Source organism: Gluconobacter japonicus, assembly GCF_015244665.1.
GTDB classification, from domain to species: Bacteria; Pseudomonadota; Alphaproteobacteria; order Acetobacterales; family Acetobacteraceae; genus Gluconobacter; species Gluconobacter japonicus.
Map to the genome: position 1 here is coordinate 54,303 of NZ_JABCQN010000004.1, position 14,031 is coordinate 68,333.

The window sequence follows — 14,031 nt, forward strand, 5'->3', positions numbered from 1 at the left end:
GAGCTTGAAACAGCAGCGGTTTCGCTTTTGCTTCTCAGTCTTGGGATTCTGAGTTTCAGTTGGATTGCATGGATAGGTTTTGACCTGACCTTAGAAGAAATTCTGAATGCTTTCTGGGGACAGGGACAGGTCTGGTCGATGTTCAGGGAGTAGGGGATCAGTCTACCCCGACCATCACGCTGGAGGCCTTGATCACGGCATAGGTATCTTTACCAACGGCAAGACCAAGTTCATCAACGGCTTCGTTCGTGATGGCGCTTTTAATGATCGTGCCATTCACGTCGATCGTGATGTGAGAGGTGGTTGCACCTTTCACAATACTGGTGATGCGGCCTTTGAGCTGATTACGTGCACTGAGTTTCATGGGTCTGTCCTTGCTGATGGGGTTTCCTCAAGGTGGATAACGATCCAGTCAGGCACAAGATTGGCCCGAGAGTTGGCAAAGCCAGATCTCTCGGTGCGGAATCTTTCAGATGTAATGTTCACTCAGTGGTGGAAAGCCGTTGAACCCAACGGAGCAATAAGTCGAGACATAGGCTCCCGTTGCCAGAATCTCGATCCGGTCACCCGACTTCAGACTGTTGGGCAGTGGAATGCGGTTCTTCTCATAAAGAATATCCACACCATCGCAGCTTGGTCCGGCTACGACGCAAGGGGAGCGCGAACTGTCCGTTTCGTCATGGGGGGTGCGGAACGTGTAGCGAATGGCTTCGCCTTCTGTTTCTGCAAGTCCACCAAAACGACCAATATCCAGATAGACCCAGCGTGGATCTTTCTCGGCACCACCGCGGCGGCTGACGAGAATGACTTCGCTGGAGACCACGCCAGCCTGACCTACCATATAACGGCCTGGCTCAAGCAGAACCTCTGGCTCTCCATCCGGAAAGTGTTCGGCGAGTGCACCGCGGATAGCCGTACCGAACTCCTGCACGGACGGAATGTTTTCCCGATAATGCGTTGGGAAGCCACCGCCCAGATTGATCATCTGAAGATCGAGACCCTCCGCGCGCAGCTCATGATAAAGTGCTGCGGCTTTGGCGATAGCATGCTGATAGGCCGCGATGCCCGTCTGCTGGCTGCCGACATGAAAGGAAAGGCCGTAAGGGTGCAGGCCAAGCTCTTTCGCGCGTCGCATGAGATCGCCAGCATGGGCGATTGTCGTGCCGAATTTGCGTGAGAGAGGCCAGTCAGCACCTTCGTTTTCAACGGCCAGACGGCAGAAGACACGGGCTCCGGGCGCATTAGCGGCGATTTTCTCAAGCTCTTCCATGCTGTCCAGCACGAAGAGATCAATGCCCATCGCACGGGCCTCGCGGATCGCACTGACCTTCTTCAGCGTATTGCCGTAGGAGATGCGGTCCGCCGTTGCGCCTGCATCGAGGCACATACGGATCTCTTCCAGGGAGGCGGCATCGAAAGATGAACCAAGTGCGACCAGGCGCTTCAGAATAGCCGGGGCCGGATTGGCCTTGATGGCGTAATAGATCTTGCCCGACGGCAGCGCGTCATGAAGAGCACGATAGTTGTTTTCCACAACATCGAGATCAACGACGAGGCAAGGAGTTGCCGGCTGCTGCTCGGCAAGAAAACGGGTGATTTTGGGAGTCATGACACTCATTCCCAGAACCGGACTCGTCAGGGAAGAATGACACCCTGCGAGTGTGTTGCGAAACGGTCGAACGGACCAGCGAATAGCGGGGACCCAAACAAGCGGGACCCGGAAGGCCAGAACGCTTGACGTCGTTGCGTAACCTCGAGAGGGCCAGTGGCACGTGCGTTGCTGCGTGACGGGGCGTATGAGACCAAAGCCTTATCGTTGCAAGGGGTATTTTTGCATTATCTGCATTTAGGAAATAATGATGGCTGCGAAATCAGGGCAAATTCGGAACGTAGAAGGCTATTTCTGCGTATGAGCAGGGCTGATCTTTAAGTTTGAAGAGCAGCTCACTTTACAGTCTGCCCATAACAGGAACTGCCGAGGACCCCTGCGTGAGCCTATTCCCCGATTCTGCGTCATCTTCGGAACCTGACCGGAAAACAATCCAGAACGATATGGAGCGTGTCAGACAACTGACGCCGGAGCCGGATGAGGAGGATATTCGTCAGGCTCGCAAACTTGGGCCAGATGCGCCGGGAACCGGAGCTGCGTCTCCTCTCGCTATGCCAAAAGCGGGCTGGAAGATTGTCTTTCGCCAGGTCTTTTCTGAAGTGGGGTCTTCCCAAACCTCCTTGTCAGCAGCAGGCTGCGCTTTTTACGCGACGTTGTCGCTTTTCCCGGCCATCTCCAGTCTGATTTCGCTTTATGGGTTGGCGTTTGACCTTCAGACTGTTGAGCCACAGCTTGAAGTGTTGCGTCATCTGCTGCCACCCACGGCTTATTCGTTGATTGGGAACCGCATTCATGAACTGGTTTCTCAGCCGCATACCTCTCTGACGATAGGACTGATTTTTTCCCTGTCTGTGGCGCTCTGGTCTGCGTCGGCCAGTACAAAGTCGATTCTGTCTGCTCTGAACATGGCTTATAATGCGACCGAGACCCGGAGTTTCCTGCGCTTTCAGGCAACAGCACTGGCGACGACATTCATGGCTGTGTTTGGCGCAGCGCTTACACTGGCTCTGATGGTTGCGGCTCCTGCGCTTGTTGATTATCTGCCGCGCATTTTGGGTTTCCGGAAACCACCACCACCCTTTGACCTGCTGGTTTCCTATGGGGCACCGCTGGTGGTGCATACGCTCGCGCCGCTTCTGATGTTGCTGTTCGTGTTTGTGGCTGTGACGATGCTCTACCGTTTTGCACCGTGTCGTGATGCTGTGAAGTGGCGTTGGATCGTGCCCGGCTCTGCAATCGCGACAGTCCTGTGGGTTCTGCTATCCCTCGGATTTTCTTGGTATGTCGCACATTTTGCGAGTTATGGCGCAACGTACGGACCCTTGGGCGCCGTTGCCGCCATCATGATGTGGTTTTTCGTGAGTGCGTATGTTGTGCTGTTCGGTGCGGAATTGAATGCCGGGCTTGAAGAGCGGGCTCGGGGCGCACACCCGCGCATTGCCGGGCTGCCCCAGCCTGATCCACTAGTCGCTGAGGCTGTTACCGCAGAACATTCACCCTGATCGTTTCAGGGTGAATGTTTCTCTCCTCGCTTAAGGTTGGCGAGAAGCTTTTCTTGAAGATGTCTGACCCGAAGCAGCCTGAATGGCTTCTTCGCTGGTGTCATGCGATTCGGCTTCAGCCACTTCGCTTGCGGCATCCGTTGCAGGCTGGTTGGCAACTTGAGCAATCGTCACATGCGCGGTGCCGCTGTGCAGCATACCGATCCGTTCGGCTGCAGCATGGGATAGATCAATGATCCGGCTGTTGAAAGGCCCACGATCGTTGACTGTAACAATCACTGAGCGACCCGTATCTTGAGATGTGACAAGCAGCTTCGTACCAATCGGCAACGAAGGGTGGGCTGCCGTCATGTCATTGGTATTGAAAACCGCACCACTGCTAGTGCGATGCCCATGAAAATGGCGTCCATACCAGCTTGCAACACCATGCTGCGTCCAGGAGGCAGCTTTGTGCGCCCTGTTTGCCAGCGCAGTCCGAACCGAATCTGCCCAGCTTGTTCTGACTGTTCCTGCTGAACCATCCGGAGACTCGTCAGCCGCATGGGCGATCGAGGCGCCGCTCATTCCTGCCAGGGCGACAGCAAATGTCATGCCGCGCAGAGGAACCAGACGTAGGGACGGACGTAGGGCAGACAGGACAAATTGCACTAGACTGGTATCTTCTCCAGTTGACGAAAGCGGGCTCGAACCATGCTCGATAGCATAAAACCGAGGCCCTGTCCCCCTTTGAACCCTGCGAAGACGGCAGGAATAGGGCGATGACGCTTTCATGACGGCTCCGAAAGTGCTATCGCGCGGCCAGATGAAACGTCCTCTCATAGCCGTTCTCAACGGCCCGAACCTCAACATGCTGGGTCTTCGCCAGCCTGGAATCTACGGTCACGCTACGCTCGACGATGTTGAGCAGGTGTGCATTCAGGCTGCTGAACGCCTGGACGTTGCTATTGATTTCCGCCAGACGAACGGGGAGGGCGAACTCGTGTCCTGGGTGCAGGAATGTCGCGGCCGTGCTGATGGAATCGTGATCAATCCTGCCGCCTATGGGCATACCTCGATTGCTCTGCTTGATGCGCTTCTTGCCGTCGAGCTGCCAATCGTTGAAGTTCACATCTCGAATATTCACCGCAGGGAGCCATTCCGGCATCATACCTACGTCTCGCAGGCCGCCATCGGTGTGATCTGCGGCCTCGGCGTCAGGGGATACGCGCATGCGCTTCAGGCAATAACCGACATGATCGAAGACGAAGGATGAGCCGTATGCTCGTGGACAAAGATGCCATTCGGGCATTGGCCGATATTCTGACGGAAACCGGCCTGACCGAAATCGAGATCTCTGAAGCGGACAGCCGCATCCGCGTGGCGCGCAATGTCAACGTGGTTCAGGCAGCTGCTCCAGCTGTGGCTGCAGTTGCTCCTGTTGCCGCAGCGGCGGCTCCTGTTGCTGCGGCTCCGGCTGATCTGGCTAAGCATCCGGGTGTCGTCCCCAGCCCGATGGTGGGCGTGGCTTATCTGACGCCGGACCCCTCATCCCCGCCGTTTGCGCAGGAAGGCCAGCCGGTAACTGCCGGTCAGACGATTATGCTGATCGAAGCCATGAAGACTTTCAACCAGATCAAGGCTCCCCGCGCTGGCACACTGACGAAGTTCCTCGTCGAGTCCGGCAGCCCGGTTGAGTTCGGTGAGCCGCTGGCGATTATTGAGTAATGTTTTCCAAAATCCTCATTGCCAATCGTGGTGAGATCGCGCTGCGTATCCAGCGCGCCTGCCGAGAGATGGGCATCAAAACCGTAGCGGTTCATTCCACGGCCGACGCCGACGCCATGCATGTGCGTCTGGCGGATGAAGCTGTCTGCATTGGGCCGCCAAGCTCCCGTGATTCCTACCTCAATGTTGCTGCCATTCTTTCGGCGGCTACGATCACGGGTGCGGAAGCCATTCATCCGGGTTACGGCTTCCTGTCCGAGAATGCCGAATTTGCCGAAACGGTTGAAGAGCATGGTCTGGCCTTTATTGGTCCGACGGCACAGCACATCCGCATGATGGGCGACAAGATCACGGCCAAGACGACCATGCGTGAGCTTGGCGTTCCACTGGTTCCGGGGTCTGATGGTGCTCTGCCGGATCTGCAGTCTGCTCGTGAAGTGGCTGAGCGCGTCGGTTATCCTGTGCTGATCAAGGCCGCTGCTGGCGGTGGTGGTCGTGGCATGAAGGTGGCCAAGACGGCGGACGAGATCGAGGAAGCCTGGACCGTTGCCCGGACTGAAGCCCGTGCGGCTTTTGGGAATGACGAAGTCTACCTTGAGAAGTATCTCAACCGTCCGCGTCATATCGAGCTTCAGATCCTTGGCGATGCCCATGGCAACGTGGTGCATTTCGGCGAGCGTGACTGCTCCCTGCAGCGTCGTCACCAGAAGCTGCTCGAAGAGGCTGGCTCTCCGGCTCTGACGGATGCTGAGCGTGAAGAAATCGGCCGTACTTCGACCGAGGCTCTGGCACGCATGGGCTACCGGAATGCTGGTACTCTTGAGTTCCTGTATCAGGATGGCCAGTTCTGCTTTATCGAGATGAATACCCGCCTTCAGGTGGAACATCCGGTGACGGAGATGGTGTGCAGCGTCGATCTGGTCCGTGAGCAGATCCGGATCGCCGCTGGCGAGAAGCTTGGCTACACGCAGAAGGACATCAAGATGTCCGGCCATGCCATCGAGTGCCGTATCAACGCCGAGAACCCGGAAACCTTTGCGCCGAGCCCTGGCACGGTCAATGTCTTCCATGCTCCGGGTGGTTTGGGTGTGCGAATGGACAGTGCTCTTTACGCTGGCTATCGCATCCCGCCGTACTACGACAGCATGATTGCCAAGCTGATCGTTCATGCCCCGACCCGTCAGGAAGCCATCGCCCGCATGCAGCGCGCGCTGGACGAATGTGTGGTTGACGGTGTGCAGACGGTGATCCCGTTGCATCGGAAGATCCTTGCTGATCCGTCTTTCCAGAAGGGTGACTACACCATTCACTGGCTGGAAAATTTCGTCGCTGAGCAGACGAAGTCCTGATCTGGAGACCATGGCGATGAGTTACGCAGAAACTGTCTTTCTGGATGTTCAGGTCGGACACGTCCCGCAGGTTGTTTCTGCGCTCTCTGGTCTCGAAGGGACCGGAGCGTGGGTGACGGAGATCGGTCGGCTCAACCGGATCACACTGTTCCGGACGGCTGGAACCTATGCTGACCTTCTGGAAGGACGTCCGGAACTGCTGGCGTCTCTTCCGCACGAGCATCTGGTTCGGGTTGAAGTGACGTCCTGGCGCGTGATTACACCTGTCGCCGAGCCGGGAACTTATGGTGCTGTCTATGAATGGCGCTGCTATGAAGCTACGCCTGATGGTATGGCAGATCTGGAAGAGCGTTTTCTGGCTGCCGTCCCGGAACGGACAGAGCTTTCGGCATTGACGTGTACGTTGGTCTCGCTTGAAGGGACTCCGCGTTTTGCCCATTTGTGGCCTTATGTAGATCTGAACCAGCGTGCTGAAGTTCGCGCGGCTGCAGTTGCAAAAGGGACGTGGCCGCCCAAGGTTGCGCCTTTTCTGACGCAGATGGACAATGAAATTCTTGTTCCGCTTCCAGGATCTGCTTGGCGTTAAGGTTCACGCTGATTTAGGGAAAAAACCGGGCTGCAGGAATGCGGGCCGGTTTTTTTATGCCTTATCCAGCTGCGGGCTGTGTCCATTGAGCATACTGGCCCAGCCCGACAAATTTGGACGTTGCAGATTGTGCGTCACTCACGGGACTATGGCTTTCCCGCTCAATCTTTAGACCCTCTGCTGTGAGGCGGAACACAATATCTGCGTGGGCGATGGTTGCGGGGCGATGTGCAACCATAATACGTGTCGTGTTGAGCTGCCGCAGTGCCTTGGCCACTTTTGCTTCGGTGGCTTCATCCAGATGGCTGGTCGCTTCATCAAGGAACAGGATCTGTGGTGTGCGATAAAGCGCGCGGGCGAGAAGGACGCGCTGCTTCTGACCACCAGAGAGGCTGGATCCCATGTCACCGACAAGAGATTCATACCGCATGGGCATGCGCTGGATATCCTCATGGATAGCGGCCCGTTTGGCGCAGGTTTCGATCAGTGTCTGATCAGGGCTTTCGGAGAAACCGCAGATATTGTCTCCGATTGAGCCGGAAAACAGGCCATCATCCTGAAGTACGCCGGCAATCTGGGAACGGTAGCCATCCAGTGTGAGATTGCGGATCTCCGAGCCGTCCATGAAGATTTCTCCCTCACTGGGCTCCTGTAAGCCCATGAGAGTTTTCAGAAGCGTCGTTTTGCCACAGCCGGAAGGACCAACAATGGCTACGCTCTGTCCGGCAGGAATATCGAAGGACAGGTTTCGGAAAATCCAGGGTCCGTCAGGGCTGTAGCGTACGGAGAGATTGCGGACTGCCAGAGTACCGCGGCCTGTCTCATGAGACGATGGCGAAGGCAGAGGGATGCCTTGAGGTTCGGGATCGCTCATGACGATATCCGAGAGACGATCCGTCTGGATGCTCAGCATCCGGAGCTTGAAGCCGGTATTGATAAGGCTGCTGATCCGGCCTGCAAACTGGTCCTTGTAGGACAGGAATGCCACAAGCATACCGACGGACATATGCCCGCGCATGACCATATTGGCTCCCAGAACCAGCATGATCAGGCGGTCTGCACCGAAGATCATATCGGCGAGGCGGCCAAAAATCAGATCGAAGCGCTGTAGCCGTAGATGAATGTTCATCGAATCAATGACGCTGTTTAGCCACGCGGTCTGGCGGCGCTCCCGGAGGTTCAGGAGCTTGACGGTGGCCATGTTGCGCAGCGTTTCGATGAAATGCGTCTGGCTTTTTGCATCCTGTACGACGGCTTCTTCCGATGCGCGGCGATAGGTGCCGTAGGTCGTCAGGCGTAGAAGGATGTCCAGCCCCATGGCGATACAGGCAATGACGCCGAGCCAGCCTCCATAAAGGAACAGCATCACGCCCATCCCGACAGCCATGATACCATCCAGAATGGTCTGCACGAGATCGGTGGTCAGCGTGTGCTGAATGGCAGACAGCGCCCCGAAACGGGAAATGACGTCTCCGATGTGACGGCGTGCAAAATAGTCCAGCGGCAGGCGTATCAGATGCTCGAAAAGCGAGCTGTTCCATTTCAGGGAGACGCGACTGCCAAACATGACGACCGCCCAGCTTCGAACACTGGCCACCAGCATCTGGAGCAACAGGAGCACGACCATGGCGCAGGCGACGGTCGTAAGAAGATCGTGGTCGCCTGTGACAAGCACTTCATCAATGATGATCTGACTGACCATCGGTGAAAACAGAGCGATAACTTCTAAGCCTAAGGAGAGCGCAAAAAGGTAGGCAAGCGCAGGTTTGAGGCCTGAAACATGGCGGAACATGTCCCTTAGTCGTAGGGTTTTGCGTTCATCTTTTCGCTCAAAACGTTCAGTCGGTGTGACTTCCAGCGCGACACCAGTGAACTCCCGTGACAATTCCTCCGAACCGATTTCGCGCCGACCTATGGCAGGGTCATGAATAATGACTGTCTGTTTTCGCTGCTCGGTTAAAACCACAAAGTGGTTCATGCCCCAGTGCAGGATGCATGGTAGTGTCAGCTTATTGAGGTCTTCAATTTCCAGCCTGACAGCGCGGGCGTTGAGGCCTACACGACCTGCAACCCCTACGATTTCCCGCAGCGTGGTTCCTTGAGACGATGTTCCCTGCTGCCGACGGAAAGTAGCAATATCAATGGGGTGATCATGATACCCCATGACCATGGCGAGGCAGGCAAGGCCGCACTCCGCAGCTTCGGACTGAAGAACGACTGGGACATGGCGGCCAAAGCCGAACTGGAGATCACGCAGCATCCGGGTTCTCCTTATCGCGGGCCAATAGTGGTGGTGGTCAGGGTGTTACGGACGCTGATGACAGGATCAAGCAGCCACTGCCAAAGATGCCTGCGGTCTGTCGCAATATCGGCGGAGACCGTCATGCCCGCTTCAAGCGGGTGTCGTATTCCGTAGGTCTCGACATAAGCCTGATCTGGTTGGACGCGGATACGATAAATGTCCTGCGGAGAGCTGTTTTTCTGGTCGTTGTCCTGAGCAGAGCGGGGTGTCTGTTGTGCCCCGTTGGTGACGGGGGCATGCGTGATTTCCGCAATATGACCGTGATGAAGACCGAATTTCTGATAAGGAAACGCATCGTAGCGCAGGAGAACGGGTTCGTTTTCTTTAAGAAATCCGATCGAAGCACTGTTGACGTAGAGTTCAATCTGCAGAGCCTGATCTGTTGGCAGAAGGGTCACGAGAGGTGTGCCTGCTGCAACCTGTTCTCCAAGATAACCCCGGACACCCGTCAGGATACCGTCTTCCGGAGCAAGAACAATATTACTGCGACGGCCTTCGTTTTCGGCAGTTTGCTGATCGATGGCGGCAATCTGCTTATCCAAGTCATTCAGGTCGTGGGAAAGTTCGCTATCAAACCGGGCAAGCTTGGAGGCGAGGTCTGAAATCTTGCTTTCTGCGTCCGTGCGAGACTGAAGGGCCTGCGCGTGGGAACTGAGAAGCTGCGCATAGGTGTAAAGCTGGCTCTGGAACTGGGTCTCTGTAATCAGATGATTGTTCTGTGCCCCTTGCATTTTCGCGAGCGCTTTTTGCACCAGTGGCAGGACACTTTCGTCATTGGAAAGCTGTGCGGAGATCTGTTCCCTTTGGCGCGTCAGAAACTGGATCTGGTTTAAAAGAGCCTGATGCTCAATGGGAGCGGATTTTTCACGCAGGGTGTGCTGGTTCTCAAGAAGCGTTTTCTGTCGCAGAAGATCTGCCAGAACCTGCTTCTGGGTTGGCCCGGTCAGGGATGTTGTTTCCAGATCCTCTGTGAAGAGCACATCGCCTTTCCGGACGTGTTGTCCTTCTGTCGCGTGGATAGCTGAAATCGTTCCGGGCTGAATGGCGCCAAGTATCAAAAGGCCACTTTTGGGCATGACCTGTCCCGTTGCGTGAACGCGGCGGGTGTAGGTACCGAATATGAGCAGGAGTGCTGTTGCAAATGTCAGTGCCACACAACTCCAGGCCACAATCCGCACGGGAAGGGGCTGACTGATCTGGACCCGGCCAAGCCATGCGTCACGACGGGCATCCAGGGCTTCACGGCGGAAAAGAGAACTCATGGGTAACGATATGAACCAGAATAAATGAAAAGAAAGTAAAAGTGCCCAGATAACACTAAAGGCTCTCCGGCATTTAACGGAGAGCCTTTAAGGACAGGAGACTTCGTTCTGCTATGGCGAAGTCCAGGGAAATAGAAAAATCAGTCTACGGAAGGTGGAAATGTAATTTTTGTACCACCATTGGACAGGGAGTTCGAAATTGCACTTACGACGCTTTTGTAAATAGAGAGGCCGTTTGTTGCATTTTGTGCCCCGATCTGGGCGCCCAGCTGGACATAAGACGCAATGTTTTTGATATCTGTCGCGATAACGGACTGGCTTGCTGACTGAGCCAAATCAGCAAAAACGTTATAGACGCCAGCCAGATACCCGCTGTATGCGCCTAATTTTGTTGAATAAAAAGAGGCGTAATTTGAATAGTTGCAGCCAAAATTAAGAGAAACAGAGCCTACAAAATTATGATTATATCCAATGCAGCCTCCAGATACCTGATTTAATTCTGAAGAGGAGAGTTCTATCAGGGATGACATTGATATTAATCCTTAGGATTATTAAGTATTGCGCTGTAAATTTAATATTTACCTAGCTTTATTGAGAATTATTGAAAAAATTACTCAATCACAGGAGAATATAAGAACCGACAGCAGTTTTGTGTTGAATCATAGTACTGAAAGAGATTCCCAAAGATAATAAATCGTTAAAATGACAGAAAATGAAAATATTTTTCGAACACAAAGAATCGATATGGAAAAAATTACTCAAAAAACCGCATTATTCCGCCAAAAACGAGAATTTTATTAAGGTTAGTTTGGAAGAAGAAAATTTAAATCTGCAAAAAAATGGTTAAATATGAATTTTATTCGATAAAAAAACGTTAAAAATACCCTTTTACTACATTAACTCTTTATTCAAAAAAAATTAACGCTATCAGTTATGTGCGTGACGAAAGGTTTCTTTCTGTTGCCCTGACCTAGTTTTGAAATATGTGAAGGGAAATAAATATGTCGTCTCCTAAAAAAACCGGTGACAATTCCACAACTGCCATGGCGCGGGCAGTATCTTCAGCGCCCGTTACAAGTGGTGGGAGCGGGATAAAGGCTGATCCTTATATCCTCTCCGGTAATACGGGAACGATTACTCTTCAGGCTGGGAAATACTATATTGTTCCAGACGGTGTAACGATTGGAAAAGCTGTAACCAACAACGCTGCAAATAATGCTAGTGGGGGCATTAATCTTAACGGTGCCTACTTGGAAATTGCTTCTAAGGCTCATGTTAACGGTACAATCAACATGAGTGTTTCTGGGTCATCCCTGAAGCTGGATGCAACGCCAAAGTGGGTTTATAGCGATTACAACCCGGGTAAAGCAGGCGTTGGGCAGACGACATGGACATGGCAGTCCATTCAGTCTGCGGTTATCGATGGTCTGATTACGAGTGACGATAAACCTAATACCGCGGTGAGTATCGTTGCTGAGGGTGTCGCGAGCGACGGTTCTGTACGTGTCCTTGGTACCTTTGGAACAAGCACCAGTAATGGATCTGAAATGATCTATAACAAGGCGTTCAAACCTGCTGGCAGCAACAGTAGCGGCCATCTGGGGTTTGAGGTTCTTGTCCCGTCAAATAGCTCTGTTCTGCAGCAAAAGGCGGCGACTTTGCCGTCACGCGAGACGAGTGATGGTGCATACATTGTCGGGGATACGGGCTCGGATGTGTATGTCTGCTTTCTGGCAGGTGCAATGATCCGAATGGCTGATGGTTCTGAAAAGGCCGTTGAAGACATTCTGGTTGGTGACCGGGTTGCTGCGCTGGTTGACGGGCAATCTGTAGCGCGTGAGATCATCTGGACCGGCCGAAAATTTGCTTATACGCGTGCCGGGTGTCCTGCTGATGAAGCGGGTTATCCGGTTCGTATTGCCGCCGGGGCTCTATCAGAAGGTGTTCCTTCGCATGATCTGTTTGTCACGTCGGAGCATAGCCTGTTTGTGAATGGTGGTTTCGTTCCGGTTCGCATGCTCGTTAATGGCGGTTCGATTGCTTACGATCGCAGCCAGAGCAGCTTTTTTTATTATCATATCGAAACATCAGATCACTCTGTGATTTTTGCAAATGATTGTGCGACCGAGTCTTTTCTGGATACGGGGCACAAGAACATCTTTGACGGAAGTGACAATGTCATTTCCTTGCGAGCGAAAACGTGGGCGGATGCTGCGGCGCCTCTTACGACTGCCCGGGACGTTGTTGAGCCTCTTCATGCGGCTTTGGCTACACGCTCCATTGAGCAGGGTTTTGGTGAGCAGGGCGCTCCTGTGGTGACGGATGATGCTGATCTGCACCTGGTCACGACCGAAGGTGTAATGGTTCACGCGCTACGCCAAGTTGGATCGTGTGTGTCATTCATGTTGCCGCCAGGAACGCGTGGTGTTCATCTGGTGTCACGTGCCAGTCGTCCTTCTGATACGATTGGTCCGTTCGTGGATGATCGTCGTCAACTTGGCGTCCTTGTTGGTGGTGTGCATCTGGCGACGACTCATAGTGGTCAGCGGCAGATTGTTTCGCACCTGGATCGTCAGTTTTCTGGCTGGAATGCCCCTGAAGGCACGCATCGCTGGACAACGGGTTATGCCTTTCTCGCTCTTCCCGAGAGTGCAGCGGAGGCCAGCAGCATCCTGACGATGGAAATTGTGGGAGCTGGCCCGTACCTCGTTATTGATGGTGCAGAGGATGCTCAGGCGCTGTTTGCCTGATTGCTCTTTCGAGGCTAAATCGGAAAAGGCGACACATCTTTTGGTGTGTCGCCTTTTTTTATGAGTTGGTGTGTAGCGGGAAAAATTACTTGGCAGCTGGGTGTGTGTTGTTGGGAACCATGGTTGTTACGAAGTCTTCGGAAACAAATATGATGGAATTCAGCGCTTCGTTGAGAGCCTCTAAAGCTTCCTGTGGATGTCTTCCTTCTGTGAAGACTGTCGCACGGTTGATAGCGCCCTGAAACGGCGCGATGGGGGCAAGTGCGAGAATGAAGTCTGCATTCTGACCGACGACTTTCATCGTCTGTGCGGCGCTGGCTGTGTCGCCGTTCTTTAACTGCGTATTTGCGGATTCAACAGCGGCTTTTTGCTCTGGGGCAAGGGTTTCACTAGCAATGAATTCGCCGCCTACGGGTAGCCAGTCAATCTGGCCTGTAGAAACGTGATGTTCCGGGGATGCCGGATGACCAGGGGCGGTATGGAGGTCACTTTCAGCGGCCTGAAATTTCTGACTGGCCTTTGTGGCTGCGGCAAGACGCTTTTGCGCATCATAAAGAGCGGGAATGGCAGCGTCGGTCTGGCCGGCCGACAGAAGTTGGCGGGCTTTCAGAAGATCCGTCATGGTGTGCTGACCATCGCTGGACAGATGATGAAACGCCCGATGCGCTTTAAAAGACTCCCAATCCTTATGGAGAGAAGAAGCCTGAGCGGGGAGTGTTGAGAATGTTAAAACTGCAGATGTGGCTAAGGAAAGCAAGAGTTTCATAGAAAAATCCATAATCAACGGGTATATTCCACTCATATGTAAGGGGATTTAGGGCTCTTTCAATTGAAAGATGATTTATTTTTTGTCTGTAATGAGGATTATTTTTGTACGAATTATTTCTGTCTATTTTTGTTCTTATTTGATTTTGTAGCGAGCGTCATTGGAAAATGTCTGATTTTTAAAATGTCTGCATGACTTTTC

The 14,031-nt window shown here is 53.5% G+C and carries 13 protein-coding genes; 6 read left to right on the forward strand and 7 right to left on the reverse strand.

Annotated features, from left to right (window positions below):
* Positions 1-157: 157 nt before the first annotated feature.
* The gene (locus HKD32_RS09595) at positions 158-364 is read right to left on the reverse strand and encodes a TOBE domain-containing protein (RefSeq protein WP_194257921.1); all 207 of its coding nucleotides are present in this window, start codon (positions 362-364) and stop codon (positions 158-160) included.
* Between the two features lie 105 nt (positions 365-469).
* A complete protein-coding gene (locus HKD32_RS09600; RefSeq protein WP_194257922.1) occupies positions 470-1,609 on the reverse strand; it encodes a type III PLP-dependent enzyme in 1,140 nt (379 codons plus the stop codon).
* Positions 1,610-1,989: 380 nt separating this feature from the next.
* Here HKD32_RS09600 and HKD32_RS09605 point away from each other — a divergent pair, with 380 nt between their 5' ends.
* Entirely contained in the window at positions 1,990-3,111 is a 1,122-nt protein-coding gene (locus tag HKD32_RS09605; protein ID WP_026017465.1) for a YihY/virulence factor BrkB family protein, read from the forward strand.
* Positions 3,112-3,141: 30 nt separating this feature from the next.
* Here HKD32_RS09605 and HKD32_RS09610 read toward each other — a convergent pair whose 3' ends face one another.
* On the reverse strand, positions 3,142-3,759 hold the full coding sequence (locus HKD32_RS09610; protein ID WP_010502273.1) for a septal ring lytic transglycosylase RlpA family protein: 618 nt from the start codon (positions 3,757-3,759) through the stop codon (positions 3,142-3,144).
* A 154-nt stretch (positions 3,760-3,913) separates the two neighbouring features.
* On the opposite strand from HKD32_RS09610, the gene aroQ reads away from it, so the two are divergent.
* From aroQ to HKD32_RS09630, 4 genes are read left to right on the forward strand one after another with little or no spacing between them, the layout of a single operon-like run.
* Positions 3,914-4,363 (forward strand): type II 3-dehydroquinate dehydratase, encoded by a 450-nt coding sequence (aroQ, locus tag HKD32_RS09615; protein ID WP_023943307.1) that lies wholly within the window; start codon positions 3,914-3,916, stop codon positions 4,361-4,363.
* Positions 4,360-4,815: an acetyl-CoA carboxylase biotin carboxyl carrier protein gene (locus HKD32_RS09620; protein ID WP_026017464.1), complete on the forward strand. Its 456-nt coding sequence runs from the start codon at positions 4,360-4,362 to the stop codon at positions 4,813-4,815. Before aroQ ends, HKD32_RS09620 begins: the two co-directional genes overlap by 4 nt.
* Complete coding sequence (accC, locus tag HKD32_RS09625) at positions 4,815-6,164, forward strand: acetyl-CoA carboxylase biotin carboxylase subunit (RefSeq protein WP_010502269.1); 1,350 nt, start codon at positions 4,815-4,817, stop codon at positions 6,162-6,164. The genes HKD32_RS09620 and accC overlap by 1 nt, the downstream gene beginning before the upstream one ends.
* Positions 6,165-6,180: 16 nt before the next feature.
* A complete protein-coding gene (locus HKD32_RS09630; RefSeq protein ID WP_010502261.1) occupies positions 6,181-6,750 on the forward strand; it encodes an NIPSNAP family protein in 570 nt (189 codons plus the stop codon).
* Between the two features lie 61 nt (positions 6,751-6,811).
* On the opposite strand, the gene HKD32_RS09635 is transcribed toward HKD32_RS09630, so the two are convergent.
* The 3 genes from HKD32_RS09635 to HKD32_RS09645 form a co-directional block, all read right to left on the reverse strand.
* Positions 6,812-9,010: a peptidase domain-containing ABC transporter gene (locus tag HKD32_RS09635; RefSeq protein WP_010502259.1), complete on the reverse strand. Its 2,199-nt coding sequence runs from the start codon at positions 9,008-9,010 to the stop codon at positions 6,812-6,814.
* An 11-nt stretch (positions 9,011-9,021) separates the two neighbouring features.
* The gene (locus tag HKD32_RS09640; protein WP_061932261.1) at positions 9,022-10,314 is read right to left on the reverse strand and encodes an HlyD family secretion protein; all 1,293 of its coding nucleotides are present in this window, start codon (positions 10,312-10,314) and stop codon (positions 9,022-9,024) included.
* A 140-nt stretch (positions 10,315-10,454) separates the two neighbouring features.
* Complete coding sequence (locus tag HKD32_RS09645; RefSeq protein WP_061932262.1) at positions 10,455-10,844, reverse strand: hypothetical protein; 390 nt, start codon at positions 10,842-10,844, stop codon at positions 10,455-10,457.
* 471 nt (positions 10,845-11,315) lie between these two features.
* Here HKD32_RS09645 and HKD32_RS09650 point away from each other — a divergent pair, with 471 nt between their 5' ends.
* Positions 11,316-13,064, forward strand: a complete 1,749-nt coding sequence (locus tag HKD32_RS09650) for a Hint domain-containing protein (RefSeq protein WP_082905352.1) — start codon at positions 11,316-11,318, stop codon at positions 13,062-13,064.
* A gap of 85 nt (positions 13,065-13,149) precedes the next feature.
* Here the strand turns inward: HKD32_RS09650 and HKD32_RS09655 are convergent, their stop codons facing one another.
* Positions 13,150-13,830 carry a YfdX family protein gene (locus tag HKD32_RS09655; protein ID WP_061932506.1) on the reverse strand — a complete coding sequence of 227 codons (681 nt, stop codon included), beginning with the start codon at positions 13,828-13,830 and terminating at the stop codon, positions 13,150-13,152.
* Between the last annotated feature and the right edge of the window lie 201 nt (positions 13,831-14,031).